The following is a 26,270-nucleotide window of genomic DNA, read 5'->3' on the forward strand; positions in this document are numbered from 1 at the left end:
AGCCCTCCTTTAACTAAGGTTCAATCGTTACTAAAAGACGGATGTCGTCTTGTTCAAGGTCGAACGATGTTGCGCGTACAGAAATCCCGTCGTCCAAGGAAATTTCGGTAAGTTTCAGCAAAACTTCCTCTTCTGCCGGCATGACTTCCATAAAATCAGGCAAGTCAATTGAATCCCTTAGTAATTTTAACGCTGATTCGGGCGGAATGTCGAGTCGTCCGACTTCCACTGAGCGTTGCTCAAGCAACAAATTGCCATCGGGCATCACTACCGGGTCGAAAGTCAATAGAATCGGCAAAGTCACACGGAATATCGTCAGTTCGGTCGATAAGCTGACATTGTCGTCTACAGCTAAGCGCAGCGGGATTGGCTGCCCTTCCATCGCCTGTGCAATATACGTGTTGGCAATGCCTTCAAAATCGGCCTTGGTCGTATTGACGACTACTGTATTTCCTTCAAGCGGCGGTCCGCTATCAGCTTGATGGGATGTGAAATTGTCAGACGGCGTCGTAACGAATATGAGAAAAGCAACGATTGCGACTAAATTAAGCAATAACAAAACCAAAAAAGCGAGACGCCATTTCTTCATCTTTTCCACCTCCTATCCTTGATAGCTGATCCCGCATTGCTCCATCGTCTCGAGCACACGCTCGGACATCAGGTCATAACCTTTGCTGTTCGGATGAAAAAAATCCGTGTGGTAGACAAGGTTTTGGTTGCCGACAAATAGGTCGCTGACCGGCACGAAACAAGCAAGTGGATCTTCTTCCACCGTTTCTGCCATGACTGCGTTGTAGCTGGCGATGATTTCATCGAACTCTTCCACTTCATCTGTAATGAGCGAAAACGGATTGTAAAGCCCGACCACGACGAGAGGTGCTGTCGGATTGAGAGAGCGGATTGACGCATAGATCGTCTCAAAACGGTTTTGATAAAGAATCAGTTCTTCACTGAATGCATCGACATTGAGCGAGAACAAATCCCTTTTAACGATCCGCATCACATCGTTGCCGCCGATGGTCATGACGATATAATCGGAGGCTTGGAGCGGCCCAGTGAGCGTACCTTGCTGAAACATAGCCAGCAATTGGTCACTGCGGCGCCCGCGTTTCGCGGTGTTTTCAAGGGCGATTCCCTCGATCCCGGGCCAGCCCGCCATACTTACCGCCAATCTCCCTGCATAACCGCCGCGATTTTCTGTATCTCCGACACCTTGCGATAAGGAGTCGCCCAGTGCGGTGACGATGACTGTCTGCGGAATGAAGTTCGGCGGGATCGTATACGTGTTGACCTCCACTGGCAAGCGAGGCTCAGCTTGCCCTTTGCCGAAACTGAACGTCGATGCACATCCCGAAAGCATGAGTGAAACGGCGAGGACAATAAACAGGATGTGTTTCACGTTCGTCTCTCCTTTTTCATATCTGGCTTACTCGGTATAATACATAAACCCGATGGCCCCGATGCCAGTATGTGTGGAAATGACCGGCGTCGTAAAATCATAGCGGATATCGGCAAAACCGGTTTCTTTTATTTTTTCGCGCAATGGGTCGGCCATCGCTTGGCCGTTCGCCTGTGCGATGCCTACGCCTTTGACAACTTTGCCTTTTGTCCGTTCGACAAAGTCTTTCACCAAATAATCGACCACTTGCTTATGGCTGCGCGCTTTCGCGACCGGTGAATATTCTCCGTCATCGAGCGAGGCGATCGGTTTGATTTTAAGGAATGAACCGACCAATGCACGGCCTTTCCCGATGCGTCCGCCTTTGACTAGATTATCGAGTGTATCGACGACAACATACAGCTTTGTATTGCGGCGGATTTCGTCCACGCGCTTGACGATTTCCTCGACCGAACGCCCGGCTTTAGCCATATTCGCGGCTTCAAACACTTGAAAAGCTAAGGCATGGGAAATATAGCGCGAATCGATGACGGTTACATTGGAATCCGTGAGCTCCGCTGCAGTACGCGCCGACTCGACCGTCCCGCTCATCCCACCGGTCATGTGAATTGATATGATGTGATCGCCGTTGTTGCCCAGCTCGTCATAAAGCTCTTTGAAAACACCCGGTGCCGGCTGTGAGCTTTTCGGTAATTCCGGTGAGCTTTTCATTAAATCAAGAAATGCTTCCGGCTCCAAATCGACGCGGTCCAAATACGTATCGCCGCCAATTTGAATGGATAATGGCACGACGTGTAGCCCATATTCTGATATTTCTTCTGCTGTTAGATCAGCAGTCGAATCCGTTACAATATGAATTTTTGACATTCGATCACTTCCATTTCATGTTCTTTTGGCTATGCTGAACTAATTTGAAGGCAATGACCCCAACGCTTGCTCGATACGGCTCCTGACAAGTTGCGCCGCCTTCGCGCCGGCTTCGCTGAATTCTTGCGTCGATATCGGCTCCAGCACTTGGACGGTCACAGCCGCAGAATGAATACGGTTATTATTGTTTTCCATAATGCGGGATGTTCCTTCAATCGCGATTGGCACAATCGGCACTTGCGCATCCTTGGCGATGCGCATGAACCCCGACTTGAACTCTTGTAATCCATTGCCCTTGCTTCTCGTGCCTTCCGGGAAAATCAGCACCGAGTGCCCTGCCTTTAATTTGTCAATCGTGTCAGTAATGGACTTGAAAGCACTGCGCCGGTCAGTCCGGTCGAGAAACACGCAGTTCATCTCTTCCATATAAGAAGGGATTATCGGCAGTTTGTTGACTTCCTTTTTAGAGATAAAGCCGAACGGTTTTGGAATCGACGACAATAACACCGGAATATCGAAATTGCCTTCGTGGTTGCTGACAAACAGTACCGGCCCTTCCGGCAGATTCTCCAAGCCGGTCACCGTCACTTTGCTGCCGGTGCGCTTCATGATGCCGCCCGCCCATTTCTGTGGTTCGCTATGGATTAAGCGGCTGTATTCAGAGGCGCTCAATTTGTCTTTCTGTTTTTTGAACTTCGCCAAATTTTTGGCGGCAAACGGCAAATAGCCGAATAAATACGAAAATGTCTGCGCTGATTTAATCACCAGTTTGCCCTCCAGCATGCCGTTCAAAGACCAAATAAGAAAATGGTGTCCCGTTGGACTCGAAGCGTTCGGATTCGGACATCAGCTTCCATTCATTACCGTATTCAGGGAAATACGTATCCCCAGGAAACGAACGATGAATCAGCGTTATATAAAGCCTGTCTGCAATCGGCAATGCTTCACGGAAAATCTGCTCGCCGCCGATCACCATCACTTCCTCGTGCTGCTGCCTGGCCAATTCGATTGCATCTTCCAGGTTATGGGTGATGTCTACCCCTTGTGCTGTGTAATCCGCATTGTGCGTCACGACGATATTGCGCCGCTTCGGCAAGGGACGCCCGATCGATTCGAACGTGTTGCGTCCCATGACCATGCCTTTGCCGATCGTATGTTTTTTAAAATAAGCTAAATCCTCCGGAATGTGCCAAGGCAATTGATTGTCCTTGCCGATTACATAATCCGGGTCATGTGCCACCATTAATGAAATCATGCTTTTTCCCCCTTGGCTTGTTATACAGCAACTGGCGCTTTGATCCGTGGATGCGGGTCATAGCCTTCGATTTGAATGTCTTCCGTTTCCATTTCGAACATCGATTTGCCATCTGTTAATTTCAAAGACGGCAAAGTACGTGGTTCTCTGCTCAATTGCTCCTGCACTTGTTCCAAATGGTTTACATAGAGGTGCGTATCGCCAGTGGTGTGAATGAATTCCCCAGGCTCAAGCCCGCATTCCTTGGCTACAAGATGCGTCAATAGCGCATAAGAGGCAATATTGAACGGCACGCCGAGAAAGACGTCTGCGCTTCTTTGATATAGCTGACACGATAATTTGCCGTCCGCCACGTAAAACTGGAACATGATATGGCAAGGTGGCAGCGCCATTTCATCGATGAATTCCGGATTCCACGCCGTCACCAAATGGCGTCTCGAGTCAGGATTGTTCTTGATCGACTCAACGACATTTTTCAGCTGGTCAAGTTGGCCCCCATCAGTTTTTGCCCAAGAGCGCCATTGCTTGCCGTAGACCGGTCCCAAATCACCGTATTTTTTCGCAAACTCGTCATCTGCCAGCACTTTTTCCTGGAACAGCGTCATTTGCTGTTTGTACAGTTCCGCAAATTCCGCATCGCCCTGTGCCCTCCGACCGAAATCAACCATGTCGGGTCCGTCGTATTCATCGCTTTCGACCCACTGTGCAAATGCCCACTCATCCCAAATGTGGTTATTATCCTTCAATAAAGTCTGGACATTCGTATCACCTTTGATGAACCATAGAAGTTCCGAGACAATTAAGCGGAACGCCGTTTTCTTCGTGGTCATGAGCGGGAAGCCCTCTGCCAGATCAAAGCGCATCTGATGGCCGAATACGCTCAGTGTACCGGTTCCTGTGCGGTCTTCTTTTTTAGCTCCCTGGTCCAGTATATGTTCACATAACGCTAAATATTGTTTCATGTAATTCCCTCCATTATTAATATCATCATAACAAAAACAACTCGAATAAGAAAAACTTTAAGAGTATCACATGTTCAGAAAAAAGTGGGCGCATAAAAAAAAACCGCTATAAGGATAACGGTTTTACGACAGCCATTTCGGTGGGGTATTTTTTGACCAGTAAATATCGCCGATGCTGATGTGGCGTTGGTACTCGTCGCTTGCTAAATGATAATGAAAGTTGAATGAATAGCCTTCGAGCGGTTTCTTTTCGGTCCGAACGTGGAAACGGATCTCATCTTTGCCGCTGTCTTTGTTGAATACGTGAAAAATTTTCTCGGAATGATCACCGGAAGGCTTTTCGGAAATGGCCAAATTACGCAAACGGTCTTTGCCTAACTCCGCCAGTTCCGTATCCATGACTTGCTGTATGGCCGGCAAAATGCGCGTGCGGAATTCCGTGTCGATCACAGGGCCGATGCGCGAACCGAATTTCATATACGACTGCTCTTGTGCAGTCAGTTTGAAATCAGCCAAAATTGTGTCAGTTGTGACATAATATTCTGCCGGGTCGATCCATTCGAGCGTATATTCTTTCGTTTGCCCCTGGCTTGCATGCGATTTCGGGACATCCTCTTCTTCTAGCAAAGACTCCCAAATCATGTGGTTCGGCGTAATGGCTCCAAGCGTCAGAACCGTTACAGCAATCATCAAGGACTTCTGCCACCAACTCTTCACTAAACATCACCTTCAATTTCGAACATTTTGACAAGCTTATTATTGTAATAAACGAATTTGGAGTGGAAAGGTTTCATCTTGTTCCATTTCATTGTACAATAAAGCGAGTAAGTACGCCTTGTTTTTTTCAAAAAGGAGGAATATTCATGGACACTTCATTATTGATTGGATTGGGTCTATTGTTTTTGCTTGTGTATTTGACATCGCTATCCATTACAGACTAAAAAAATCTCCCGCTTTGGGAGATTTTTTTATTTGCCGGTATTCGGATGGATGACGCCGAAATGGAATTTCGTATTTGGACGCACGCGGCGCTTGAAGCCGAACGTCTCAAAATCAGTCGAGCGGAAATGCGCTTTCAAGACGACGCTTTTCTTTGCGACGCGCTTTGCTTCCTCTACCCATTCCTCCGTCAGTTGGCCGTGGTCCGCGTTGCTTCGGAGCGGCGCGAAGTTCGACGCTTCGGTAATCCGTTCCGTGAACATCGGATCCATATAGATGACATCGAAGGAATCATCACCATGCGCCTTCAAATAATCGAGCGCATCTGTTGATACGACTTCGATGCGCCTCATCGATTCGTGAAGCTGCGGCATGTCGGTGTAGCGCTTCAGCCCTTCCCGGACAATATGGCCGATGACCGGGTCGCTTTCACAACCGACAACACGACCCGCATCACCTACAACAAGCGAACCGATCAATGCATCACTCGCCATGCCAAGCGTGCAATCGAGGAAGGAGTCACCTGCCACGAGCCCGGACACTTCAATCAGCGGATCGTCCGCTAATGGCCGCTTCGAGCGGAATGCTGCCGAATTGGGATGAAAAAAGAACGGCTCGCTTTGTCCGACTGGATAAAGTTCGAGCCGTTCTTTTTTACAGACGAGAATGTCCGCAGCCAGTTCTTCGTGCAGTTTGTAGATCGGCCGCTTATTGCGCTCAGCCACCGTCAATCCGAGTGCCTGCGCTGTGTCTTTAGCACACCGTTTCGTCTCTTCAGTCGGCCGGTAAGCGGTCGTGATGATCGTCTTCACTCGGCTGCTTCCTCGATCGCTTGTTTCACGGCATCACGTACTTGTTCCATCTCAAAGCCTTCGATTTCTTCGCGCGGAATGAAATGCGCAAGCTGCCCGTCTTTTACGACCGCGATCGAAGGAGACGATGGCGGTACTTCCTCAAAATACTGGCGCATTTGTGCAGTTGCTTCTTTGTCTTGACCAGCAAATACCGTCACCAAATGGTCCGGCTTGCGTTCTGCCAACTCCACCGCTTCGCGCACTGCTGGGCGTGCAAGCCCTGCTGCGCATCCGCAGATTGAGTTGATGATGACGAGGCTCACGCCTTGTGCGGTGCTCATATGCTCATTGACTTCTTCCGGAGTTGTTAACTCCGTGAATCCGGCTTCTGTCAGTTCTTTGCGCATTGGGACAACAATGCCTTTCATGTACTCATCGTATGCTTGCATGCTTTCGCCTACTTTCATAAGTTTATGTTCTCGCTTGTTTTAAAAGGATTAATCACCGTTTACTATAACGCAAATTCATAGACTTTCATATCTTGCCGTTTGAAATGTGATTTTTTTGTTAGTATTTCAGAATTTAATTCCTTCTATATAAGGTATGGATTTCTAGATTCTATTTTAACATTAGTATAGAAATATTAAAGTTTACAAGCTTTAGTTCATATCGCGGATAATCTAATCCATCAAACGAACAGATGTAATCTCATCTAATTGCAATCGTTTGGTTGACAACGAATCATCGTAAATAACCGACCGCTTTCGAACGTCTATACTAATAATCTTTCCTACGTAGTAATAAAACTGAAATTCCACCCAAACCTGAATTTCAACTTCACATCTTCGCATCAATGCAATTTCGATATTTTCCTGTAGCGTTTGTAGGTCAAACTCGTCCAACTCTGGCCGTTGGATTCGATTATCCTCGTCCATCCAGTCTCTCAGCATCCGCACATGCTCCGGCAGCATTAATGCGGTCCATTTTAACTTCCCTCTATCCTGCACATCACCTATTTGCTTCATGTCTCTGTTTGTTGTCATCATAACCATCTCCTTTCTAAAAAGAACGTACGTTCTTACATTACCACATAAATAGTAAGGATAATCGCCTATTAAGAAAATAATTCTTGTATCAAAAGTACTTGTATTTGATATACTTAGCTTATGTTGAGAAAGGACGTGATACGCTTGATAACTTTTAGAGATTGGTTATTAAAATTTAGAGGAGTGGACCTACCTATTGGTGATCTTGCGGTTCACGCTGCTTATGACAAGAAATTTCCGAATACTCGAGATTATGATGTGGTCCATCATTACTTGATCTATGAAGTAAAAGCTTCAACAGAAGTCATGATGGCATTTGAAGCTGCTTACGACTATTATAAAAACTCCAGTAGCGTTTATTTACGCATTATCAAATAAAGATTATAAGGGGGATTCTATGAGCATAGGAAAGTTGAGGTCGTTACTTTACTTCTTCGCTAAAATATTAGGTGATGTAAACGCGGTGAAAAACGGACGAATTGACAATCGAATTGCCCGGCGCATTGCTGGTAGAATTACTGGCCGTGGCCTAGGAAAGCTATTTAAATAAAAAAAGCCCCGCAAGTGAGGACTCCAATCTCACTGCGGGGCTTTTGCGTATTAATACTATAGTTTAAATCTACTTCTTCAAAAACTCTTCTACTTTTCGGACAGTGCCTTCCCACGTTGGGCCAGAAAGATCCACAAGCTTTTCAGCGACGCCTTCGATGCCTTTCGTGCTACCACCAACGATATAAGCCGTTTGTGCCATCTTGCCACTGACTGCTGCACGTTCGATCACCTTGATTTTACGGCGTACAGAAAGCTTTCGTGCAGTGATATAGTCATTTGCTGAATTAATTACAATCAGTTCTTTGTCCAATTCATTCTCCTCCTTTGGTTTCTCTGCTGGCTTCACTGGTGGCGTTGGCGTGACAACCGGCTTGTTGAGTTGTTCCAAGACCACCGTCATTTTCGCTGCGCTATTCATACCCCAAACACCATCGACAGCCAGGTTGTTCGCTGACTGGAAGGAGCGTACTGCGCGTTCCGTTGCCGGTCCGAATATGCCATCCGTTGCGAGAGGTGGATTCACTCCCGTTTTATTTAGGTCTGCCTGCAATTTAGCAACCGCGCTATTGTTGTCACCGTTAATTAAGTAATCACGACTCACAGGAACAGGCGCACCATTTAAGCGTGAACGAACCAAATTCATATTGATGCCCGGGCATTGTGTGTTTGTGCCAGGAAACTCGTTATGGCCGCGCACAGCTGAGACTGGAAGTTTGAAACGCCTCATGGCATCTCGGCAACTTTCATCCCACGCAGCTTCTTGCGCTGCCGTGAAGTTCCCGTTACCGACAAGGCAAATATGATAAATGCCCGTGTTCTGGCCAGCTACACCGTTTGTGATTTCGTGGTCATCGTAGCAAATTTGCCTAGTGCCATCGCGCAGAATAATCTCGTGATAGCCGCCAGTACCCCAACCTCGGCTGTCTCTCCAGAACGGCCAGAACGTGGACCAACTACCTGTGTTACCGCCCGAATGATGCCGCGCGATGTTCTTTACTTGTGCGCGTGTGCGCGTTCCATTGGATCGTGGTGTGATGCTGCGTAAGTCTTGAATTTTACTAGCCATCATTATTCCCCCTCTTTCGTCGTTCCCTCGCGCTGCTTCACAACTTCAAATAAGCCGACACTGGCTAAACCAGCAAGACCACCAGCCCACAAACGCATGACATAATCCAAATCCGAGATAGGAGTTGCTAAGAATCCAATTAGCAAACCGACCAGCAAAGCAACTACCGGTATAAAATTAACCTTCATATTCACAGCGTTTTTAACGACTTCCACCAATCCAGCGATTAAAGGGACTAAAATGCTTGTTAACACTAAAATATCTACCATTGTGTTTCCTCCTCTTATTTGGTTAATTCGACAACCACGTAATAAATCACGCCGCCAGAACTGGCTAAGGCCACTACAGATCCACTGATTTTCAAAAAGACATTCGAAAGAGTGTTCCAACGCAACATCTTCAACTCGTGCATTTGCGACGAGCTTTCGGTTTTAAAGCCCATAGCCTTCTCCACTAGCCCATAAAGCTTATCGACCTGCTGCGTGACAATAGCTCGTGTTTCTCTATTTTCGAGTGTGACCGTTGTCTTGAGCTCGCTTGCGTTCTCTTTCATTGATTCCATTTGTTCTGAATGATTTTTCAACGTTAGTTTAATTGCTTCGATGTCTTTTGTATTCTGTTCAACTGTTGTAAACATTGAGAGATCGCCTCCTTTGTCCGGCATCAACTCCCCCCTTTATCTCTATTTTTGGCAAAACAAAAAGAGCGCCCGATTTGGCCCTCCTTAAAATAGTATTTATATTTTTTCCTTAACTACACGGTCAATTTTTCACAGTATTTTGTTTAAATGAAGTGATATAAGCTACCAAATTCACACCAAACTCAAGCAAAGCAACCATAATCAATACACTGCCAATTAAGATTTCGAAATCTAATCCAATTAATAACATTTCATTTCTTTGTAAGAGCAAGAATACTGCCAACACACCGTAAATAACAGTTTTAAATAGATATATTCCAGACATAAAAATCCTCCATTTCTCTCGATAAATACTACTTCGATAAAAAACAGAGATTACCTTTTATTTCCTTCTAGTATTCTAACTCAGATACTGGCAGCGCTTTGAGTTCTATTTCCTCGGGAATTTCTTCGTATTCTACATCGATCACTTCCCACTCTTCATTTACGTAGAAAGAATCGTCTTCCTTGGATTCTCCAAGTGCAGCTGGTGTGATCTCGTCTTTTAACACTAAATCTTTTAACACTAAATCTTTTACCATTCCATTCATTACAACCTTATATAGGTGTATCTGGTTAGCTATCTCTTCCGGTTTCATGAAAAAAAAGTCGTAGTCCTCAGACGCTACAATATTCTCACCACTTACCGCCTTTTTAATACTGCCATCAGGGTTTACGTTGATGTAAAGCTGTATATCCTTCGCCATGTCCTTCCACCTCCCGTTACTGATCGCACCAAATTGCCACAATGCGGCCTCTCGCTTCTCCGCCAGTTGTGGTGTTTAAGTTCACGTAAATCCCCATGCGGTCGCCGGTTGGTACGCCTAAATCAATGTTTAGTGTTATGGAGTTAGGAGTTGCCGTAGCATCCGTTTCTCCATAAGTCACCGCTTGGCCTAGCAAACCACCTCCGCCACCTACTCGGTTTACAGATAAACGCGAACCTTGCCCGCCGCCCACATCATGAATTACGATCAATAGTTTCAAATAGCGACTTTTGTGAGCAAAGAAGAATGCTTCCATCACTTGCGGTGTTGTGGAATTGGTTGTCAGATAAACACCCTGCTTGCCTACCGTTTGTTCATTACGAAAGCTCGGCACTGTGGGTTGCAATGAAAAGTCGTTTTGCAACAAGCCGTTGTTCATCACAATGTAGCCATCTGGACGCTCGATTGTCATTGCGCCTTTTGCGATATATAGGCCATCCGAGTTGAGGCGAACATACTTGGTTAAATCGTTCGGATTGTAAGCAAACAACCCTTCGCCATTCCAGTAGAACAAATCGTTCTCCCCAACAATTTGAATGTTATTGGTCCGAATGATGCCAGCAACCAATTCGTTGGTCACAATCCCGGCGCCGGTCAATGCCGTGCGATAAGTCTGGCCACCGTCCTCGGACAATCCTATACCGGCAGATGTCAGGCGAATCATCAGATTTGGATTGTTCGGATCTTGCAAGATGATGCCTTGACCTGGGGGATACTGAATCTCTGTCAGGCTGTTATTGATGGCTTCTGCAGCAATCCGCATGGCTTCCGGCAGCACGTTATAGGGCAGTCCTTCTTTGCCTTCAAGCAAGCGATCGATGCGCTTCGAAGTCTGAGCGAAACGGGCGTTTACATCGCTGAGTTTGTCCTTGATATTCGATAGCGTTGCTTCACGCTTCACCAGCACCCATTCTTTGTTGATGAATTCGAAGGTTTCAATCAGCTCGACGACACGAGCGCTGACCGTAATATTCATCGGTTCATAGATGATAAAGCCACGATCGCCCTCGTTCTGGACATTTAAGTCGGTGACGTCAACTTTGATTGAGAGCTGCGGTTCGTCCATCAGTTTCTTTATTAAAGCATCCCTCATGCCAGCTTGGGTTGTAATGTTCTCGTTGAAATAGGGCTCGGCGTGATAATCCATCGTTGGGAATAGATGCTCATTTGGCGATCGATGCTCAATTTCTATTGGATAGTTACCGTTATCATCCGGCTTGCCACCATAGCCACGGATCACGTTCGATAGCCCTTGAGTAGACACCGATTTATCAAGTGATTTCACATTATGTTTCCAGCGATATTGGAAATTCGTTTGCTCCCCGATTTCATCATGCAAATAGACACGGTTGCCAATCAACTTAAACTCGGCACCGTAGCGCCCAAGGACGTTTTCAAACAGCGCCAGACAGTTATCCATCCCGAAGTTTTCAAATCGCTCTGAGTAGAACGTGTCGACAATGGAGAAATCATAGGGTGTCGGCTCGAATACACGTGTCAGCGCAGCAAAGAACGTTTGGGAGCCAGTGAACACTTCATACTGGAAGCAGTTGATCATCGTGTTGAAGAATGTATGAACGGCCTCCATCTTCTTAATGGACGCATTGCCTTTACTGGCCTCGTCCAGTCCTTTGAAGATGTACGGATCGCCCTTAAAGGTGGTTGTAGTTTCAGCGTCGACTGATTCCCAAGCATGCTCGTTCTTTAAGCCAGGAGCTACCAAGAAGCCGATTTTTCGTTCTCCGTTGACTGCTCGGCGCCGGACAAGCGTTTTGACATTGGTGAGGTTATGCGTTTCATTCGCTATGTTTGTGATTGTGAGCATTGATTCACCTCTTTTCTGGCATAGAAAAAAGAGCGCCCGTTTTGAACGCTCTTCTGGTTTGTTCATATTAATTTAAAGAGCATCTAGCTGAGGTCTCTTTAAATTACTACTTTCCATTGAAGAAATCTTCAGGAATATTAGCTTTTATTTCGATGAAATCTGTTTCAATGACTACATCATTGCTATTCCTGTAAATCTCAGTAACTTCAGATGCCTTTTTGTGGTACCCGTGCCCCTTATCGGTGTTGACATTGTGATTGGCGAATACCTTTACTTTTTTGTTAGGAACTTTTTCAAGTTCTGCAATTAGTTCTTCGACTGTCATAATATCCCTCCTCTCTCATTAAATTACTTCGATAAGAGAGAACTGCATACCTCTTTTAATAATATAAAAAGAGCGCCTTAGAGGACGCTCACCAATGCAATTATTCAGTTTGCTTACCGCGCCGTTTGTTCCTTGTGTAAACTTTGTTTATATTCCTTTAGTTTTGATTAACTTCGCTCCAAATTCGATTATCCCAAACCATTTTTGATCCATCTATTTCGTTAAGATTAAAAGTTATTTCTTCTTTTTGTCCTTCAAAACTTTTAAAACTTAAAATCATTTTTTCGTAACCTTCTATAATCTTTCCGTGATTCAAATCTGTATTAAATGTTAAATAAATTGTTCTTGATGTGTTCTTAGGAAGCGTCCCAACATTTGGGATCGTATCATCGGAATCAATCGTTAATTTGTGTAGCTTACCATCTTGAGGCGTATGGACGGTAAAATATCTCGCTAAATACCACCCCCCTTTAACATAATCAGTAATTCCTTTGTATTTAATTTTAATATCTACATCTTTCATAATGAAATCTTTATTTAAAGAAACTGCAGTGAACGAAAAGAAATGTGTATAATATATTTCTCCATTATTTTCAGATAGTTGGCCCGTCATACCAGTTATCTTTAATTTTAATTTTGGTTTTTTATAATAATATAACCCCAAATTAATAAGTATAGGTAACCAAGCCAAGGCGCCGATTATGCTCAAAACAAAACCCTTTTCTTCTAAAGTCATACAAAAATCCCCTTTTTTTCTAATTATACCTTAGAGGATGTAAACGTTTCTAAATAATTTCTCAACCACTTATTTCTGAGCTATTGTATACGATTCTGTTTCACTCTCATGGATTCTGAATACAATTTTATTTTGCAATAATCGTTGCAGTTTGTAATGAATTTAGTAATTGATTTAAATGATTAGTCGCCTCTCTTACTTGAAGGAAAGATCCCTGCATTGGAGATTGTTCAATTATAGCGATTAGAATACCTTGCTGTTCTTCTGTTTCAAGTTGGATTCCTGATTGAAGCTGATTTTTTTTCAGTTCTTTAATTTTAATATCTCGCTTTTCGATTTCTTTTATAGCATCTTCGCAAACCAGCCTCAAATCCTCAAATCTTACGTTTTCTTTATCTAGTATTTCATTATATTCTTCAATTAACATACAAGTCACTTCCTTTATATTAAATATCTCTTGAAACTTCTGTTTGTAATCTACCTGACCAATTGATCGTGTGACCAGAAACCCCTTTTACTCTAATCTGGTAAGCATTATTAGAAATGATAACGTCTGCATCATATAAAGGATCACTTTTAAACTCCGGAGTAACCGTTAATGCACGAATAACAGGCGCTGCACTTCCTCGTCTTTCTATCAAGGCAGATATCTTAAATTTCGCTGAACCTACAGCATCTACCCTAAATCCAGTTATACTCACTTCAATACCGATCGAAGTATTCACTCCCAAAGGTTGAATAATGGCGTTGTTATCATCCAGAAGCAGCTGTGTTTGAATACCTGTAGTTGTTTGCCTTAGCAAGTGCATAGATGATTCAAAGTTATCACCAGTGGTTTTATGTTTGCCGGTAGAAAAAGCAGATTCTCCAACATTATTGGCTACAGCTGCTTTACCTCGTGCCATCGAGTAATCTTTCGTTGCTTTGCATTCATTACCTGCCAGAATGATTGCATGATTCCCGTCTATTGTGCTTAGATAGCTGTTGTAGATACCACTGAATTCTTTATTTGCCGCTGCTGTACCAATTCGACCATGCATAGACGCAATAGAGGCACTAAACCTTGAAAACAGACTGTTCATGTTTCCTGCCCCAGCAAAGTTGTAGCCCCCGCCATTTAGATACTCCATAAAGGTTTTTGTTCCGCCGACTATTCCGTTGTAATCTCCGTCCGTTACTTCATGGTAACTCCCACCCTGAACAGTTGTGTGAGTAGCAGCTTCGTGCACCTTAGTATGAAATGAATGAACAACAGATGCTAAACTGTTAATTACATTGTCATAGCCCTGTCCACTGGCATAGTGAGCAGATTTACTATTTGGGTCAATCAAGTTAGGCTCGAACACGCCAACTTTATCAAGAAAGCCTCCAATAATATTCTCGTTATTTCTAGACCCTTGCCCTACATATGCACCTCTGATCCCAGGGGATATCGCATTCCCTTTAAAACCTGTTACTACACTGATAGCTTCAAGCCCATCAGTTGATCCTGGTGTTCCTTCTTGCCATCGGAATACTTGGGTTATGTCTGCCAACTGCGCGGCAGTCTTATTGTGTTCGGCGTCTAATCGAGCTTTTAAATTGCCCCCATATTCCGTACCATCGGCACCCACACTTGCTTGAATTGCTTGTGGACTGGAGTCTCCACTCACAACAAGATTATTCAATTGCGTTTGCACATTTTTAGATTTATCTTCTGCAGCCGACGCTTGAGTCTTCGCTTCCCCTGCTAACACTTTGGCTGACTGTGCCTCCGGCAAAGCATTTGATGCCTCCTGCAATGCGCCTTCAATCTTTTCAAGGTTACGAACTTGTTTCTCTCTCTCCGCTGCTGTAAAGCCCACACCTGGACGTTCTAAATTAATCGGCACATTCATCCCTCCTTATACATATAAAAAAGGAAATTCGAATGTGATTTCGAATCCCCCTGATATTCCGCTGATCGTTATTGCATTGTTGCCTTCAACTAATGAAATCAAGCTGAATGTCGGGCCAGTAAATCCGACTGCATTCGTTCCGTTTCGCTTCGTAATCACGCCATCAATCGTGATGATGTCACCGACATTAAACGGCCCTTGATACCGCCACACTTCGTCACTGGTTGTATTTCTGACACGAATATCACTGCCGGTCGCTGAAATGGAGCGCAAAGTGATTTTTAACTCATGTTCACGCGGATCTACTTCGACGTTGCTTGGATTAAAGATGGAGAAGTTCGCTGATGAATGAATATAATTCTGCGTTGATGCTTCACCCTGTAAGCCCATGCCATAGCCCCATAAGCCTGAGTCATAGGTGAAGGCATCCAGTGAAGTTCCAATGCTTCTGGCGTATGTTGTGGCTGAATAAAATACCAGGTTGACCAGCCCGATGCGGCCATTTATCCGTTCAATGTCAAAATCCTCGACATCGACTTTCCACATGATGCCCGGAACTTCCTCATCAACCGCCCACATATCTTTGATTGGATTGAAGATGCTGTACAGTTCATTGCGCATCAGCTTATAGCCGAGATAATCCACCGATTCATATTTCAATCTGGCGTTGATCAAGCGACTATTGGTTGATTTCCCTAACGGAACATCGCCGTTATAGACTTTTTCTGTATAGCGTTCAGCTGTAACAGGCTCAGGAGTAATCTCGAGCCATGTCACGCCACGCAAGATGATTTCATTCATGTTTGGGTCATATAGCCGTACTTTCACCCCTTCACCCCTTTCAGCCATGCGGCATTGGTTGATGCGGCACCAAACAATTCTTGATTATGATCAAATGTGATTTCACTAATCTCTCGGCCATCCAGATAGACCGGCGCCGGTTGGATGATGATTGGTCGTTGTGCAGCCGTTGCTGTTTCTGCAGCTGCGCGTGATCGTCTCGGAAGCATTGAAGCTCCTACGCCGGAATTGATCGCGAACGGGTCGACGTTTGGAATCGCGGCATAGGCCATGCCTTCTGCTGCTTTGTTGATGCCAGATGCGCTGTCTTCCATCCCGCCTTCCAAACCTTCACCAGTCCACTCACCGTATTGATGCATGAGCTTCGATGGAGAAGCGATTTTAAGAATCTTCTTGATTGGTCCTGGAATATTGTCGTTTACCAGTGATGTGACAGCTGTTAGTAACTTGCCGGCCATTCCCTTGATGCCGTTGATCAAGCCCTGAATCATATCACGGCCCATCTGTGCGAGGTCGATGCCTCGGAAGAACGTCATGACGCTATCCCAGATATTCTTGATTGTGTCTTTGGTAGCGTTCATCTTGTCGCGCACACCGTTCTTCAACGCTTCAAATTTCGTTGTGACAGCACTCCTAATTCCTTCAACTAGATTCGACACAGTAGACTTAATGGCATTCCACGTATTCGTCATAAACGTTTTGATTGCGTTGAACACTGTTGTGACATTACTACGCAAGTTGTTAAAGCGTTGGATGACCAGGCTCACTAATGCAGTAGCAGCTGCAGTGACAAACGACTTAATCGCGTTCCAAGTGGATGTCATGAACGATTTAACAGCGTTGAAGATGGACATAATATTGCTCCGCAGACTGTTAAACGTTTGAACCACGAAACTCACGATGCTGGAAACCACACTCGAGAAGAATGCGCTAATTCCATTCCAGACAGTAGTGATGAAGGATTTAACGGCGTTAAAGATGGTGGTTATGTTGTTTTTGAGGTTTTCAAAGCCTTGCTTAGTTGATGCGACAATCGCTGTAATCACTGCAGAGAAAATCGCTTTGATAATTTCCCATGTGGTCGAGAAGAAGCTCGTGATGGCACCCCAAATAACAGTTGTGGCAGCGCGTATCGCTTCCCACTTCGCTGAAATCGATTGTGCAATCAGCGAGACTGCTGCAGATAAAACTGCCATGATAGTAGCGCCCCAGCTTGTAAAGAACTCAATCAGGCCATTCCAAATCGACACTGCTGATTCCTTTATAAACGTCCAAGCTTGGCTGAGCTTCTCTTTCACCAAATCCCAGTTCTGATAAAGCAATATGCCTGCAGCTACCAATAAACCGATCGCTACAACCACCAAGCCAATTGGATTGGCAAGCATGGCCAAGTTCATTTTCAACTGCGCTGCCGTCACCAGTAGCATAATGGCTCGGTACGCTGCCATGGCTGTGGTAATGACTTGATAGGCAATGGCCCCCGCTGCAATCCCGGCGAGTATTGGACCTAAGATATTCCAATGTTCAACCACCCACTGCGTCATATCAGCCAGAACTTCACCGGCTTTGCGGATGCCTTCCCCAATAGCTTCAAAGGCTGTGATAAATCCTTCTTTCAGCGAGTTGATTCTGTCTTGGTTTGTCGATGCCCACTCCTGAACCTTGGCCGACATATCGCCCAGAGAGTCAACGGCTTTGAGCACCCATTCCACTATCTTCTGCCCGAAGTCTGTAATCACCGGTATCATTCGTTCGAATGCCGGCAATAGCACATTGGTTAAAACAGGCGCAACAGCTGCACCGATGTTCATGGCGAAAGCGCTCATCATCGTCTTAAGGTTCTCCATGCCTATTCGGAAGTTGTTCGCATCGTTTAAGGCATCCTCACTCATAACGGCACCTAGATCATGCGCCTGGTCCTTTGCATCGGCCATGCCATCAGCGCCCATTGCAACGATCGGCGCTAAGTCTTGCCACGAGTTACCGAATAGGTCAGTACCCAGTCTAGCGCGTTCTGCTGGATCTTCAATACCGGCCAATGCATTCGTGAGCATATCCATTTGCTGGTCCGGCGTCGCTGCATTCAACTCGTCGTAGGTGACGCCCAAGCCTTTTAATGCGTCTGCGCCCTTGCCTGTCCCTGTTTCGAGTATGTTCATCGACTTGGTCAGCTTGCTTGAAGCCTTGGTCATGGTCTCGGTGTCTACGCCGGCTACTTTGGCCACTTGGTTCCACTCTTGGATGCTTGTGGTCGACATGCCGGTAATGGCGTTGAGGTCAAGCAGCCTATCCGCATGATCCCCAGCCTTTCCCGCCATTCCGAACAAAGCTGCACCCGCACCAATAGCGGCGGCGCCAACTGCAGCACCCGCAACAGCAATGCCCTTGGCCATGCCTCCAAATTTGCTTCCTGTCTTTTCTGCCTTGCCATCGACTTGATCTAAGCCCTTAGAAGCTTCATCCTTCAAATCGATCGTGCCGAACAGTTTAAATAGCTCTATGATTTCCACCCCCTTTTGGACAAAAATAAAAAGCACCTATTAGGCGCTCGGTTTTTTCAGGGTTTTCAAGATACTTTCCGCATCTTGAATGATTTCCTCGTCTGTTCGCTTCGTCAGTTTCTGTTTACGAGCGTTCAGTTTGAATTGTTCGAAGCTGATAAAGCTTTCTTTATCCATGTTCGGGAATATCGACAGCCACATATCCCATAGCCGTTCATCCTGGTATTTCTCCATTGCTTTCATGTAAAGCTCAGAGCCTTCTTTGAACGGCAGGTTCATGACATAGTCGCTGTTCGGGTATCTCGTAAGAATAAAGTCTAAGGCTGTTGTTTCATCGAGCTTGAAACTGATGTAAAAAAACTTTGCAAATCCGGTTGTTCCTTAAATTCTTTCATGACGTCCATCGTTTCTTTCATGGTGTATTTCTCAACGACAGATGGCTTTACGCCTTTCAGGTCAGCAAAGAATGCTGTGACTTCTTTCTCGGCATCCCCCACATTTTCGATAAAGGCTTGGAAGAATCTCGTTCCCATTTGTTCCATCGTCATGCCTTCTTGATACTCAAAGCGAACCTGCATTTTCTTCAAAATTCGCGATACCGTAAATACATCTTTCCATCCAAGTGCTCTCATCAATGATTCCTCCTAAAATTAAAACGGCCCCCATATAGGAGACCGTTCATGTTGGTTTATTCGCCTTCTGGTTCTGCTGCAGGTGCTGCGCCCGGTTCTTGCGGCCAGTAGATGACGAATGCTGATTCTTCTGCGCCAGCTTCGTCAATGTCAAAGTGTGCACCGAGGTTCAATGCCACCGTTGCTTCTCCTTCATCCTCTGTTGGCAGCGTAAATCCTTCCATCGACAAAACGTTTTTCAGCAAGATGATGATCGGTTTATTTGAGCCTGTGAGACGCGCCACCAAAGCGACTGAATCGGTGTAATCCGTTAGATCAATGCGGCCTTTGCCTTTGATTTCATCGTAGCCTGTGATGTCTGACTGCGTTTTTGTGGCACCTGCAATGGCCAGCGTGATGTTATCAGCTGTCAGCTCTTTCAGGTTCACAGTGAGATTGGCATCTTCTCGCACAAGAATCGTGTTGCCTTTCGCACGGCCCTTCACGCCATCTACTTCCACTTCGCGTGTTTCTTGCTCCACTACAAATTCATTACCACCATTTGTCGCGCCGAGCAATTCACCCGATGCTACTCCCGTTCCTTCTTCGAACACGAGGTTCTTATAAACAGCCCCAGCGTCCATCAGGTAGCGTTCGGCTGTTTTATTTGTATAGCCACTTGTTTTAACTGCCATCAATAATCAATCCTCTCTTCTCTTTTGACTAAGTAGCGCAATTCTCTGCGCCTTACGTTTTTATCCGGATCTGGAATCATGCCCTGGCTGGTTTTCTGGAAGATGAGCAATTGATTGTCGTCCAGGTGCATATGATGCTGCAGCTTCTTATCCACCTCTGCCCACTTCTGCTCAAGGTGAACAGTGTCGCGATCTTCGAGATAAGACCACAGCGTCACTTCTAAAATTAGATTATCGCGATATTTGGTAGAGGAGCTCGGTGGCAATTTAAAGACGATGTAATCATTCGCAAACGACTCAGTGTCCTTTTCTTCGAAGAATACCGGCCATTCCACGGATAACCTTTCGAATATCACGGTGAAGACATCAATCATATTTTCCACGCCCCTTTGATCAGCGCCAGAATCGCTGCATGGTTGCTGTCGACGGCTGGCTGCAGTGCAGGTTGTGCGGGCATGCGAGAGGTTCCTTTCTCAAGCCAATAGGCATATTCGGCGCCGTTCCCGATCGTCACACTCGTATCGTCTACACGATAGCCCCATGAATCTCGGTAGTTGCCTGTATCTACAGCAGAATTGAGCTTGGCTGCCCCTTCGATGAACTCCCCGATGGCCGTAAGCGCTGCCCTCTCACTCGCTTTCATCGCGGCATTCACTGCCAGGCGGTACGATTGATAGTTTTTATTAGCCACTGCCGGTCACCGTCCTCTCCCAAATGAGGGAAACTTCGAGCTGCCGATTGAGGTTCATCGGATTGTCGACATAGGTCACACGATACTGCTCGCCGTTATCCAACACACGATCGCCTGCCTTGATGTCCTCAATGTCGAAGGAAATGAGGATATGGGAAGACGCGCGATTCAACGCATCAGCAGCCATTACTTCATTTCCAGACATCATATCGATTACAGCATCATCAAGATCCAAATGATTGGTCCACTCTGACCGCGTGCCACCGAAGCCATTACTGACAGTGGTGTAACGCTGAATAACTACCATGACAAGCGCCTCTTCAACCCTTTATAAACATCGGGCGGGTAATCTTGCGCATAGCCCACAGAATGCCGCGAGAGGCTTTCTGATGTGAGGCCAGTTTTACGGTTCAACTCGAACTCGACCATCTTCCGGATGTTTTTTCGATACGAAAGAGGCAGGCCGTCCTGGTATGCGTTGTTGCAATACTCACGAATGGCGTTCTCAGCTTCCTGAATCAAATCGTTGAGCCGTTCGGTCGTCACTTTGTCCGATATATCACTATTCCGACGCAGGTAATCCACGTCCACAATCGGTGCATAATTCATCTCACTCACCGCCTAACGCTTTGATCAGTTCGGGCTTCTTCATCGTCGAATAGCCTTCGATGTTTTGCTCCTTGGCCATTTCTTTCAAATCAACCACCACGTATTCGCTCAGCGGTTTCGCTTCAGGCGCTTGTCCTTCGGTGTCGACGTTTTCGGCTGGCCCTTGAGCTTCCGGTTGCTTTTCAGTCTCATGTCCTTCTTGCCCCCCGGCTTCACTCGTCCCTTCCCCATCGGTCTTTACCTCCTCGTTTTCAGGTGCCTGATTTTCTTTATGAACTTCCTCTTGTGACACAACTTCTTTTACTTCTTGTTGCTGCGTATTCTCTTTCATCTCGGTATTGGATGTTTTGGCTTTATTTCGCCGCATCCGTTGGAATGCTGTTGCGCTCAATGTAATTCCCTCCTCTGTAAATATAAAAAAAGAGAGGCACTTGGCCCCTCTTGTCATTAACCGTTCGTAATCATTTTCACGATACGAATTTGTTTTTGGTTGTATACGCGATCCCAGTTAGCCGCAAGTGCTAGTTCAGCATTACTTGGAGACGATCCAGCAACTTGTGCGGATTTGAACGCAACGCCGCGCGGGTGGAGAATCATGTGCTTGCGGTTGATAAGGATATCATCGCCAGCCAATGAATCGCGGTCTGTTTCAGTCTGCTCATCGGATGGTGTGCCATCAGCATAACCAATAGCTCCTGGTCCGAATAGATAAGATGTGTACGCTCCATTCGCAACCGGTACTCCGTCATCAACGATTACTCGCTTGCCATCGAACGTAGCAAACTCTGTGTTAGTTGCTGGATCAACATGATAATCCAAGAGACGCATGATTTTCAGGTTCGAGTACACACGAGAGTGAACCACAATAGCTGTCAAACCGCCCTGTGCATCGCCAAGCAACTGCGAGCCTTCAATAATGCTCTCACCGTCTGCTTTAACATCTGTATTTGTTCCACCTTCTGTCAAGTCCAATAGATTTCCGGACATGGATTCAGAAGCAAAGACACCGTTCAGCATAGCAATCGTTGTTGCTTGCATACGACGAGTCCAGTAGTTTGCAGCTAGGTCTCCGATAGCTGCCATTGGATCGGATCCAGCAAGTGCGCTGGCAAGGTCGTTCGTTGCCCAAGCTTTACCGCGTAGTAACTTAACAGCAACATCTTGATCTGCAGTGATTTTCCCTGGCGTCAAGGCGTCAATATCAGATAGCACTTCATCTTCGCCGTCCAGATCGTTCCAGAAAGGCATGTTAACTGTGCGACCGCCGCCTGATGCAAGCGTCTGGAGCTCTGGATTAGTGGAAATGATACCCGATTGATAGAGAGCAGAAAGCTCGGTCGTGCGATTTACAACATATGGGTTGAATACTTCTGGAACGATTACATCTGAAATTCTTGTTTTTGGCATTTGATTTCCTCCTGTTGGTCCCTAGCGATTACACTTGGGCCTTTAATGATTTATATCTCTCTGGATCTTCTTTTAGCAGCCGAGCCTGTTCGGTTAAATTGAAGTGCTCTTTACTAAATGGATTCTTACCGGCAGCTGGCGGTGTTTTGGTTGGATTAGGATTGCGCCCACCAAGGCTGCCGTTGTCTTCTTCGACAAACAAATAAGCGTCCGATTCCTTCAACGCCGTCAATTGATCATCAAGACCGAGCAACTTCTCGCCGTCCAGTTTGATGCTCTCGCTATCCAGCAGCGCTTTCACGGCTTTCGGATTGCGTACCTTGGCACCGTGCAGCGCCTCGTTCAACTTCGCGTCAAACGCTTGTTGTTGCAGTTTGCCCTGATACTCCGTGTCCTTGTCAGCGTTCTCTTTCTTCAAGCGGTCGATTTCGTCGGTCAACTCCTGGCTGTCTTTCGCTTTCTTGCCCAAATCAACAAGCTGATCGTCACGCTCTTTAAGCTGCCCTTGCAGCTCCTTCACTTCATCAATCTTGTCATTCAATCGCGAGCGCGGCACTTTGTCCTTCTCCGCATCATCAATTGCTTTCAAGACCTCTTCCGTGGTCACTTCGCCTTTAGCCAATTTCTCCAATAATTCTTTCATAATAGCCTCCTGTACGTTTTTAACGTGATCGACACGATAGGATTGTGTTCTGCCTTTTAACGCCGTTCAGCAGGGCGAGGGTTTGCAGCTTATGACTCTTCTGTTCCTCTAACGCCGTGCGTAAGGTTGATGTATTCGGTTTGTACATGGTCTGTCATATACGCCTTTTTGTAACCACAATGCAGAGTAATTGCTTTTTCTTCTAAATCCGGTTCACCTAAGTCCAAAACAAAGTATCTTTGGTTGTGAGTGAAATGCAGTTTATCAGCTTCGATATCTTCTGCCTTCTCAATTTCAATACAATTCGCTGGGTCTGCATATTTAGCTATTGTGCAACCACCTAAGTAAATACCTTGAGGACCGATGTAATCCTTTTTCTCTGGTGGAGTAGTAAGATTCACACTAAATCCAACTGAGCCATCATCGTATTCAGTGCGGTCAAAGTTGACCACTTCGATCGTTTCAGGCTCAACTTCTTGCAACATGCTAATTGCCATTTCAATCATTTTCTTTTTATCCACTTCAATCACTCCCATTCCCAATTTGCTATTTAACCGATAGCTCGAAGATGATGGACCACATCCTTCCTACCCGATAATGTAATCATCGATATCATAAGAACGGCCGAACCACATTTTCCATACGACGAAATGCTTTACGCCGTCTTCCTCGTAATGGGTGCGGTAGGTTAACGGGAGCAATTGCTTCAAGTACCATTTCATGTCCATCACCTCCCTTAATTCAATTTGTCGAGCAGAAATTCCATCTGCTTGAGCATTTCCTCTTTCGCCCCAACTGGTATCTGCGGATCGTCGAGCTTTTCCAAAATCAAATTGAGCTTGCTGATGAAGGTGAGCGCGTCTTTGAATGCGAATTCTAGCTTTTCACTCATGCTCTCGACTCCTTCCACTTATCAAACGTGGTGTAATCCACCGGCATAATCTTGTCCGGTTCGCCGTTCTTGCCTTCAATGACTGTGCCCTCACCTCTGATGCGTCTGGATGTCGGCGCATAGCCACCGACCACGCTGATGGTTGTACAGCGGCAATTGATGACGTTCTCTGCACTAGCAGCAGGGTCGCCTGGATGGTCCATCATTTCTCCGTCCACATCGAATTGCTCGTCCAGTTCAACGATTTGCCCGTCAGCAGAAGCGTGTGAGTCGCGTGTGCGATCGTCAACAGCAGCCACCCACTGCTTTTGAATCTTGATGCCCATATCCTGCGCTTCTTCCTGGGTGGATTGCTTAGCCACGCCTCGCGCCTTCTTCGATTCTGTCCGGACAATCCGCAGCGCATCGCCCCCGCCAATCTCCATCCGGTCCCGAACAGAACGGGCGGTGTCTTGGAAGGACTTACCCTGAATGAGGCCCTGTGAGATTTCCTGCTTGATCTGTGCGACCAATTTGGCTGCGTTGTCCTCATTGCGATTGATAAAGCCGATGCGGTCATAGTGATTGTTGATGGCTTCACGGACTTGCGATTTGTTCAGCATGGCAAAGTCGGCAGTTGCTTGAATGTCCTTCTCGATGACGAACATTTCACGTAGCCGCGTCTCTTCGAATTGCGAGACGATGCCACGATCGAGCGTTTTGGCTGTTTTGCCAGTAAGCTCTTTAATTTCCTGACCGATTTGCTTTTCAAGACTAGCCAGTCGATTGTATTTAATGGATTCAGCAAAGTTGCCATCTGATTTGGCATAAAGCTCAGCAATCTGACCGCGAATGTTTTTCAACGATTCGTTATACGCCTGTGTCAGCTCTTTCTCATAGCTGGATAACGATTTATCAAGCGCACGATTCATTCTCTCGCTTTCTTTACGACTCATCGTCATCACCCAAAATCATGCGGCTGGCGTTTTGCTCCTCCATTCGCATACGTTCTTGGGAGACATCAGCAACCCATGGATGATTAGACATCCGTGTTTCATCACTGATTACGCCGAGCGAGTTTTGTGCAATCGTCGAAGCTTCCAAGTCATTACGAATGCGGCGCTTTTTGAATACAAAGTCCACTGACTTGTAATCGAACTTGCCTTCCCCTTTAATCTCGAGATACTCACACAGGAACCAAAGCAGCTCTTGCAAGCCCGGACGCCATTTGCGTTCCAATGCCGATGCTTTCAGGTCGAGCAAACTATATAGGAATTCCAAAGCAACGCCCGATGGAGACTGACCAAACTTATCAGTCGAGACGTTCACGCCTTGCCCTTGAGTGAATAGCGATTCTCTGAGGTTCTCCATGTGAATCTGGATGCTGGCCATTGGTGTCTCAGCGGTCAACGTAGACACGCCACCATCGCCGGCCACGTTAATCGCTTTGTACTGTTTGAGGTTGCGCATAAACTCGCCCAGGTTCTCGCCCTCGTAATTCTTGAGCACATAGATAAGCTCCTGGATCTCGTCAAAGTTGTTCTGGTTGTCCGAAACACGACGGTCCCAAGCATCAATGATCTGCTTGTAGAATTGCAGGTCCGTTTTCTTCCGGGTGTTGTTCAAGAAGCGAATGAATGGAACCTTGCCCCATCCATAATCGAATCGTTCCTCTGTCGACTGCTTGAACACATGGAAATGACCGACTGGATTGACGAGCACCAAGTTGTCGATATCGAATTCACCGTTAAACGACCGATAGAACGTGACATCGTTCTCGGTATGATATTCAGCCACAATCGTATCGCCGTCTGGATAGTAGCGGATAAACGCTTTCAGACGCTTCTCTCGCTCGTCCTCCCATATCGGGATAGATTGTTCTGCCGGAATGATGAGGAAGTCAAATTCGCCATCCTCGTCAATGTAGGGATGTAGCCACTCCTGCCCTTTGTTTGAAACAGCTGTGCCAATGTCGATGGCCGCATCGTCCCATTTCTCTCCGAGGTGCTCGTTGATCAGCAGAGTGAGGTCTTCGTTATCTGCTACAAAGTTAATGGGATTGCCCAGCAAGTAATTCACCTTCTGGTCCACCAGCAACTTGTGCCAGGCGTGTGGAATCTTGTTGTTCGGCTTCTCGGGGTCTTCGATTTTCGTATCGTTCACATACATGTATTGCTTGCGCTGCAGAATATCGTTCTCAACATCGTAATAGCGTTCACCGTCTATCATGTGCCGGATGTCGTGATGCTCGATGGCCAGTTTGATGGTCTCAGCTACCGAGAGATTGGCGCCTTGCAAGATGCGTTCATTCAATTGCTCTGTATGGGTAATGGAAAACGGGTCCATGCTTTC

The 26,270-nt window shown here is 46.1% G+C and carries 38 protein-coding genes; 1 reads left to right on the plus strand and 37 read right to left on the minus strand.

All coding sequences use genetic code 11. The features are described 5' to 3' along the window. Nucleotides 1-13 precede the first annotated feature (13 nt). From ACFO5U_RS05025 to ACFO5U_RS05070, 10 genes are all read right to left on the minus strand, one after another. The gene (locus ACFO5U_RS05025; protein WP_377277243.1) at nt 14-589 is read right to left on the minus strand and encodes a YpmS family protein; all 576 of its coding nucleotides are present in this window, start codon (nt 587-589) and stop codon (nt 14-16) included. A 12-nt stretch (nt 590-601) separates the two neighbouring features. Continuing rightward, on the minus strand, nt 602-1,399 hold the full coding sequence (locus tag ACFO5U_RS05030) for a GDSL-type esterase/lipase family protein (protein WP_377277245.1): 798 nt from the start codon (nt 1,397-1,399) through the stop codon (nt 602-604). Between the two features lie 27 nt (nt 1,400-1,426). Further along, nucleotides 1,427-2,266: a DegV family protein gene (locus ACFO5U_RS05035; RefSeq protein WP_377277247.1), complete on the minus strand. Its 840-nt coding sequence runs from the start codon at nt 2,264-2,266 to the stop codon at nt 1,427-1,429. 39 nt (nt 2,267-2,305) lie between these two features. Then, entirely contained in the window at nt 2,306-3,031 is a 726-nt protein-coding gene (locus ACFO5U_RS05040) for a lysophospholipid acyltransferase family protein (RefSeq protein WP_377277249.1), read from the minus strand. Next, nucleotides 3,024-3,521: a dihydrofolate reductase gene (locus ACFO5U_RS05045; RefSeq protein WP_377277251.1), complete on the minus strand. Its 498-nt coding sequence runs from the start codon at nt 3,519-3,521 to the stop codon at nt 3,024-3,026. The genes ACFO5U_RS05040 and ACFO5U_RS05045 overlap by 8 nt, the downstream gene beginning before the upstream one ends. 20 nt (nt 3,522-3,541) lie before the next feature. Beyond that, nucleotides 3,542-4,483 (minus strand): thymidylate synthase, encoded by a 942-nt coding sequence (locus tag ACFO5U_RS05050; protein WP_377277253.1) that lies wholly within the window; start codon nt 4,481-4,483, stop codon nt 3,542-3,544. A 123-nt stretch (nt 4,484-4,606) separates the two neighbouring features. Further along, complete coding sequence (locus tag ACFO5U_RS05055) at nt 4,607-5,200, minus strand: YpjP family protein (protein ID WP_377277254.1); 594 nt, start codon at nt 5,198-5,200, stop codon at nt 4,607-4,609. 251 nt (nt 5,201-5,451) lie between these two features. Then, the gene (locus tag ACFO5U_RS05060; protein ID WP_377277255.1) at nt 5,452-6,234 is read right to left on the minus strand and encodes a class I SAM-dependent methyltransferase; all 783 of its coding nucleotides are present in this window, start codon (nt 6,232-6,234) and stop codon (nt 5,452-5,454) included. After that, on the minus strand, nt 6,231-6,665 hold the full coding sequence (locus ACFO5U_RS05065; RefSeq protein WP_377279461.1) for a BrxA/BrxB family bacilliredoxin: 435 nt from the start codon (nt 6,663-6,665) through the stop codon (nt 6,231-6,233). Before ACFO5U_RS05065 ends, ACFO5U_RS05060 begins: the two co-directional genes overlap by 4 nt. A 231-nt stretch (nt 6,666-6,896) precedes the next feature. Further along, entirely contained in the window at nt 6,897-7,262 is a 366-nt protein-coding gene (locus ACFO5U_RS05070; protein WP_377277257.1) for a YolD-like family protein, read from the minus strand. A 144-nt stretch (nt 7,263-7,406) separates the two neighbouring features. Between ACFO5U_RS05070 and ACFO5U_RS05075 the strand changes: the two genes are divergently transcribed. After that, on the plus strand, nt 7,407-7,640 hold the full coding sequence (locus ACFO5U_RS05075) for a YozE family protein (protein ID WP_377277258.1): 234 nt from the start codon (nt 7,407-7,409) through the stop codon (nt 7,638-7,640). 241 nt (nt 7,641-7,881) lie between these two features. Here the strand turns inward: ACFO5U_RS05075 and ACFO5U_RS05080 are convergent, their stop codons facing one another. The 27 genes from ACFO5U_RS05080 to ACFO5U_RS05210 form a co-directional block, all read right to left on the minus strand. Next, nucleotides 7,882-8,880: a peptidoglycan recognition protein family protein gene (locus tag ACFO5U_RS05080; RefSeq protein WP_377277260.1), complete on the minus strand. Its 999-nt coding sequence runs from the start codon at nt 8,878-8,880 to the stop codon at nt 7,882-7,884. A 2-nt stretch (nt 8,881-8,882) separates the two neighbouring features. Next, a complete protein-coding gene (locus tag ACFO5U_RS05085) occupies nt 8,883-9,149 on the minus strand; it encodes a holin (RefSeq protein WP_377277262.1) in 267 nt (88 codons plus the stop codon). 14 nt (nt 9,150-9,163) lie between these two features. Further along, nucleotides 9,164-9,544, minus strand: coding sequence for a hypothetical protein (locus ACFO5U_RS05090; RefSeq protein WP_377277264.1), 381 nt, complete (start codon nt 9,542-9,544; stop codon nt 9,164-9,166). Nucleotides 9,545-9,641: 97 nt separating this feature from the next. Beyond that, entirely contained in the window at nt 9,642-9,845 is a 204-nt protein-coding gene (locus tag ACFO5U_RS05095; protein WP_377277266.1) for a hypothetical protein, read from the minus strand. A 67-nt stretch (nt 9,846-9,912) separates the two neighbouring features. Beyond that, nucleotides 9,913-10,266 (minus strand): hypothetical protein, encoded by a 354-nt coding sequence (locus ACFO5U_RS05100; protein WP_377277267.1) that lies wholly within the window; start codon nt 10,264-10,266, stop codon nt 9,913-9,915. 16 nt (nt 10,267-10,282) lie between these two features. Continuing rightward, entirely contained in the window at nt 10,283-12,151 is a 1,869-nt protein-coding gene (locus tag ACFO5U_RS05105; protein ID WP_377277269.1) for a prophage endopeptidase tail family protein, read from the minus strand. A gap of 106 nt (nt 12,152-12,257) precedes the next feature. Next, a complete protein-coding gene (locus ACFO5U_RS05110) occupies nt 12,258-12,476 on the minus strand; it encodes a hypothetical protein (RefSeq protein ID WP_377277270.1) in 219 nt (72 codons plus the stop codon). Between the two features lie 157 nt (nt 12,477-12,633). Further along, complete coding sequence (locus ACFO5U_RS05115) at nt 12,634-13,212, minus strand: hypothetical protein (protein WP_377277272.1); 579 nt, start codon at nt 13,210-13,212, stop codon at nt 12,634-12,636. Between the two features lie 127 nt (nt 13,213-13,339). Next, complete coding sequence (locus ACFO5U_RS05120) at nt 13,340-13,639, minus strand: hypothetical protein (RefSeq protein WP_377277274.1); 300 nt, start codon at nt 13,637-13,639, stop codon at nt 13,340-13,342. Nucleotides 13,640-13,658: 19 nt separating this feature from the next. Beyond that, nucleotides 13,659-15,083: a hypothetical protein gene (locus ACFO5U_RS05125; RefSeq protein ID WP_377277276.1), complete on the minus strand. Its 1,425-nt coding sequence runs from the start codon at nt 15,081-15,083 to the stop codon at nt 13,659-13,661. A 12-nt stretch (nt 15,084-15,095) separates the two neighbouring features. Next, nucleotides 15,096-15,917, minus strand: coding sequence for a phage tail domain-containing protein (locus ACFO5U_RS05130; RefSeq protein ID WP_377277278.1), 822 nt, complete (start codon nt 15,915-15,917; stop codon nt 15,096-15,098). After that, a complete protein-coding gene (locus ACFO5U_RS05135) occupies nt 15,914-18,400 on the minus strand; it encodes a phage tail protein (protein ID WP_377277279.1) in 2,487 nt (828 codons plus the stop codon). Before ACFO5U_RS05135 ends, ACFO5U_RS05130 begins: the two co-directional genes overlap by 4 nt. A 30-nt stretch (nt 18,401-18,430) precedes the next feature. After that, the gene (locus tag ACFO5U_RS05140; RefSeq protein WP_377277280.1) at nt 18,431-18,670 is read right to left on the minus strand and encodes a hypothetical protein; all 240 of its coding nucleotides are present in this window, start codon (nt 18,668-18,670) and stop codon (nt 18,431-18,433) included. Between the two features lie 38 nt (nt 18,671-18,708). Further along, on the minus strand, nt 18,709-19,023 hold the full coding sequence (locus tag ACFO5U_RS05145; RefSeq protein WP_377277282.1) for a hypothetical protein: 315 nt from the start codon (nt 19,021-19,023) through the stop codon (nt 18,709-18,711). 56 nt (nt 19,024-19,079) lie between these two features. Beyond that, nucleotides 19,080-19,697: a hypothetical protein gene (locus ACFO5U_RS05150; RefSeq protein WP_377277284.1), complete on the minus strand. Its 618-nt coding sequence runs from the start codon at nt 19,695-19,697 to the stop codon at nt 19,080-19,082. Continuing rightward, nucleotides 19,697-20,071, minus strand: coding sequence for a hypothetical protein (locus tag ACFO5U_RS05155; RefSeq protein WP_377277286.1), 375 nt, complete (start codon nt 20,069-20,071; stop codon nt 19,697-19,699). Before ACFO5U_RS05155 ends, ACFO5U_RS05150 begins: the two co-directional genes overlap by 1 nt. Further along, the gene (locus ACFO5U_RS05160) at nt 20,068-20,388 is read right to left on the minus strand and encodes an HK97-gp10 family putative phage morphogenesis protein (RefSeq protein WP_377277287.1); all 321 of its coding nucleotides are present in this window, start codon (nt 20,386-20,388) and stop codon (nt 20,068-20,070) included. Before ACFO5U_RS05160 ends, ACFO5U_RS05155 begins: the two co-directional genes overlap by 4 nt. Continuing rightward, the gene (locus ACFO5U_RS05165) at nt 20,381-20,695 is read right to left on the minus strand and encodes a phage head closure protein (RefSeq protein ID WP_377277289.1); all 315 of its coding nucleotides are present in this window, start codon (nt 20,693-20,695) and stop codon (nt 20,381-20,383) included. Before ACFO5U_RS05165 ends, ACFO5U_RS05160 begins: the two co-directional genes overlap by 8 nt. Further along, on the minus strand, nt 20,689-20,997 hold the full coding sequence (locus ACFO5U_RS05170) for a head-tail connector protein (RefSeq protein WP_377277291.1): 309 nt from the start codon (nt 20,995-20,997) through the stop codon (nt 20,689-20,691). Before ACFO5U_RS05170 ends, ACFO5U_RS05165 begins: the two co-directional genes overlap by 7 nt. Before the next feature lies 1 nt (nt 20,998). After that, nucleotides 20,999-21,388, minus strand: a complete 390-nt coding sequence (locus ACFO5U_RS05175; protein WP_377277293.1) for a Rho termination factor N-terminal domain-containing protein — start codon at nt 21,386-21,388, stop codon at nt 20,999-21,001. Between the two features lie 56 nt (nt 21,389-21,444). Then, nucleotides 21,445-22,404 carry a major capsid protein gene (locus ACFO5U_RS05180; RefSeq protein ID WP_377277295.1) on the minus strand — a complete coding sequence of 320 codons (960 nt, stop codon included), beginning with the start codon at nt 22,402-22,404 and terminating at the stop codon, nt 21,445-21,447. Nucleotides 22,405-22,432: 28 nt separating this feature from the next. Continuing rightward, nucleotides 22,433-23,047, minus strand: a complete 615-nt coding sequence (locus tag ACFO5U_RS05185) for a phage scaffolding protein (RefSeq protein WP_377277297.1) — start codon at nt 23,045-23,047, stop codon at nt 22,433-22,435. Between the two features lie 89 nt (nt 23,048-23,136). Next, complete coding sequence (locus tag ACFO5U_RS05190; RefSeq protein ID WP_377277299.1) at nt 23,137-23,568, minus strand: hypothetical protein; 432 nt, start codon at nt 23,566-23,568, stop codon at nt 23,137-23,139. A gap of 66 nt (nt 23,569-23,634) precedes the next feature. Beyond that, a complete protein-coding gene (locus tag ACFO5U_RS05195) occupies nt 23,635-23,769 on the minus strand; it encodes a hypothetical protein (protein ID WP_377277301.1) in 135 nt (44 codons plus the stop codon). A 14-nt stretch (nt 23,770-23,783) separates the two neighbouring features. Next, nucleotides 23,784-23,939, minus strand: a complete 156-nt coding sequence (locus ACFO5U_RS05200; protein ID WP_377277303.1) for a hypothetical protein — start codon at nt 23,937-23,939, stop codon at nt 23,784-23,786. Next, on the minus strand, nt 23,936-24,874 hold the full coding sequence (locus tag ACFO5U_RS05205; protein WP_377277305.1) for a phage minor head protein: 939 nt from the start codon (nt 24,872-24,874) through the stop codon (nt 23,936-23,938). The genes ACFO5U_RS05200 and ACFO5U_RS05205 overlap by 4 nt, the downstream gene beginning before the upstream one ends. Then, nucleotides 24,864-26,264 carry a phage portal protein gene (locus ACFO5U_RS05210; protein ID WP_377277307.1) on the minus strand — a complete coding sequence of 467 codons (1,401 nt, stop codon included), beginning with the start codon at nt 26,262-26,264 and terminating at the stop codon, nt 24,864-24,866. The genes ACFO5U_RS05205 and ACFO5U_RS05210 overlap by 11 nt, the downstream gene beginning before the upstream one ends. Between the last annotated feature and the right edge of the window lie 6 nt (nt 26,265-26,270).

The sequence above is a fragment of the Planococcus dechangensis genome, assembly GCF_042654465.1.
Lineage (GTDB): Bacteria > Bacillota > Bacilli > Bacillales_A > Planococcaceae > Planococcus > Planococcus dechangensis.

Bases quoted from the DNA above. Each gene is read 5' to 3' on its own strand.
- ACFO5U_RS05025 (WP_377277243.1), bottom strand. From the start codon at position 589: ATGAAGAAATGGCGTCTCGCTTTTTTGGTTTTGTTATTGCTTAATTTA.
- ACFO5U_RS05035 (WP_377277247.1), bottom strand. From the start codon at position 2,266: ATGTCAAAAATTCATATTGTAACGGATTCGACTGCTGATCTAACAGCA.
- ACFO5U_RS05045 (WP_377277251.1), bottom strand. From the start codon at position 3,521: ATGATTTCATTAATGGTGGCACATGACCCGGATTATGTAATCGGCAAG.
- ACFO5U_RS05050 (WP_377277253.1), bottom strand. From the start codon at position 4,483: ATGAAACAATATTTAGCGTTATGTGAACATATACTGGACCAGGGAGCT.
- ACFO5U_RS05065 (WP_377279461.1), bottom strand. From the start codon at position 6,665: ATGCAAGCATACGATGAGTACATGAAAGGCATTGTTGTCCCAATGCGC.
- ACFO5U_RS05070 (WP_377277257.1), bottom strand. From the start codon at position 7,262: ATGATGACAACAAACAGAGACATGAAGCAAATAGGTGATGTGCAGGAT.
- ACFO5U_RS05080 (WP_377277260.1), bottom strand. From the start codon at position 8,880: ATGGCTAGTAAAATTCAAGACTTACGCAGCATCACACCACGATCCAAT.
- ACFO5U_RS05085 (WP_377277262.1), bottom strand. From the start codon at position 9,149: ATGGTAGATATTTTAGTGTTAACAAGCATTTTAGTCCCTTTAATCGCT.
- ACFO5U_RS05090 (WP_377277264.1), bottom strand. From the start codon at position 9,544: ATGCCGGACAAAGGAGGCGATCTCTCAATGTTTACAACAGTTGAACAG.
- ACFO5U_RS05095 (WP_377277266.1), bottom strand. From the start codon at position 9,845: ATGTCTGGAATATATCTATTTAAAACTGTTATTTACGGTGTGTTGGCA.
- ACFO5U_RS05100 (WP_377277267.1), bottom strand. From the start codon at position 10,266: ATGGCGAAGGATATACAGCTTTACATCAACGTAAACCCTGATGGCAGT.
- ACFO5U_RS05105 (WP_377277269.1), bottom strand. From the start codon at position 12,151: ATGCTCACAATCACAAACATAGCGAATGAAACGCATAACCTCACCAAT.
- ACFO5U_RS05110 (WP_377277270.1), bottom strand. From the start codon at position 12,476: ATGACAGTCGAAGAACTAATTGCAGAACTTGAAAAAGTTCCTAACAAA.
- ACFO5U_RS05115 (WP_377277272.1), bottom strand. From the start codon at position 13,212: ATGACTTTAGAAGAAAAGGGTTTTGTTTTGAGCATAATCGGCGCCTTG.
- ACFO5U_RS05120 (WP_377277274.1), bottom strand. From the start codon at position 13,639: ATGTTAATTGAAGAATATAATGAAATACTAGATAAAGAAAACGTAAGA.
- ACFO5U_RS05140 (WP_377277280.1), bottom strand. From the start codon at position 18,670: ATGAACCTGCCGTTCAAAGAAGGCTCTGAGCTTTACATGAAAGCAATG.
- ACFO5U_RS05145 (WP_377277282.1), bottom strand. From the start codon at position 19,023: ATGAGAGCACTTGGATGGAAAGATGTATTTACGGTATCGCGAATTTTG.
- ACFO5U_RS05150 (WP_377277284.1), bottom strand. From the start codon at position 19,697: ATGGCAGTTAAAACAAGTGGCTATACAAATAAAACAGCCGAACGCTAC.
- ACFO5U_RS05155 (WP_377277286.1), bottom strand. From the start codon at position 20,071: ATGATTGATGTCTTCACCGTGATATTCGAAAGGTTATCCGTGGAATGG.
- ACFO5U_RS05165 (WP_377277289.1), bottom strand. From the start codon at position 20,695: ATGGTAGTTATTCAGCGTTACACCACTGTCAGTAATGGCTTCGGTGGC.
- ACFO5U_RS05170 (WP_377277291.1), bottom strand. From the start codon at position 20,997: ATGAATTATGCACCGATTGTGGACGTGGATTACCTGCGTCGGAATAGT.
- ACFO5U_RS05180 (WP_377277295.1), bottom strand. From the start codon at position 22,404: ATGCCAAAAACAAGAATTTCAGATGTAATCGTTCCAGAAGTATTCAAC.
- ACFO5U_RS05185 (WP_377277297.1), bottom strand. From the start codon at position 23,047: ATGAAAGAATTATTGGAGAAATTGGCTAAAGGCGAAGTGACCACGGAA.
- ACFO5U_RS05195 (WP_377277301.1), bottom strand. From the start codon at position 23,769: ATGAAATGGTACTTGAAGCAATTGCTCCCGTTAACCTACCGCACCCAT.
- ACFO5U_RS05200 (WP_377277303.1), bottom strand. From the start codon at position 23,939: ATGAGTGAAAAGCTAGAATTCGCATTCAAAGACGCGCTCACCTTCATC.
- ACFO5U_RS05205 (WP_377277305.1), bottom strand. From the start codon at position 24,874: ATGAGTCGTAAAGAAAGCGAGAGAATGAATCGTGCGCTTGATAAATCG.
- ACFO5U_RS05210 (WP_377277307.1), bottom strand. From the start codon at position 26,264: ATGGACCCGTTTTCCATTACCCATACAGAGCAATTGAATGAACGCATC.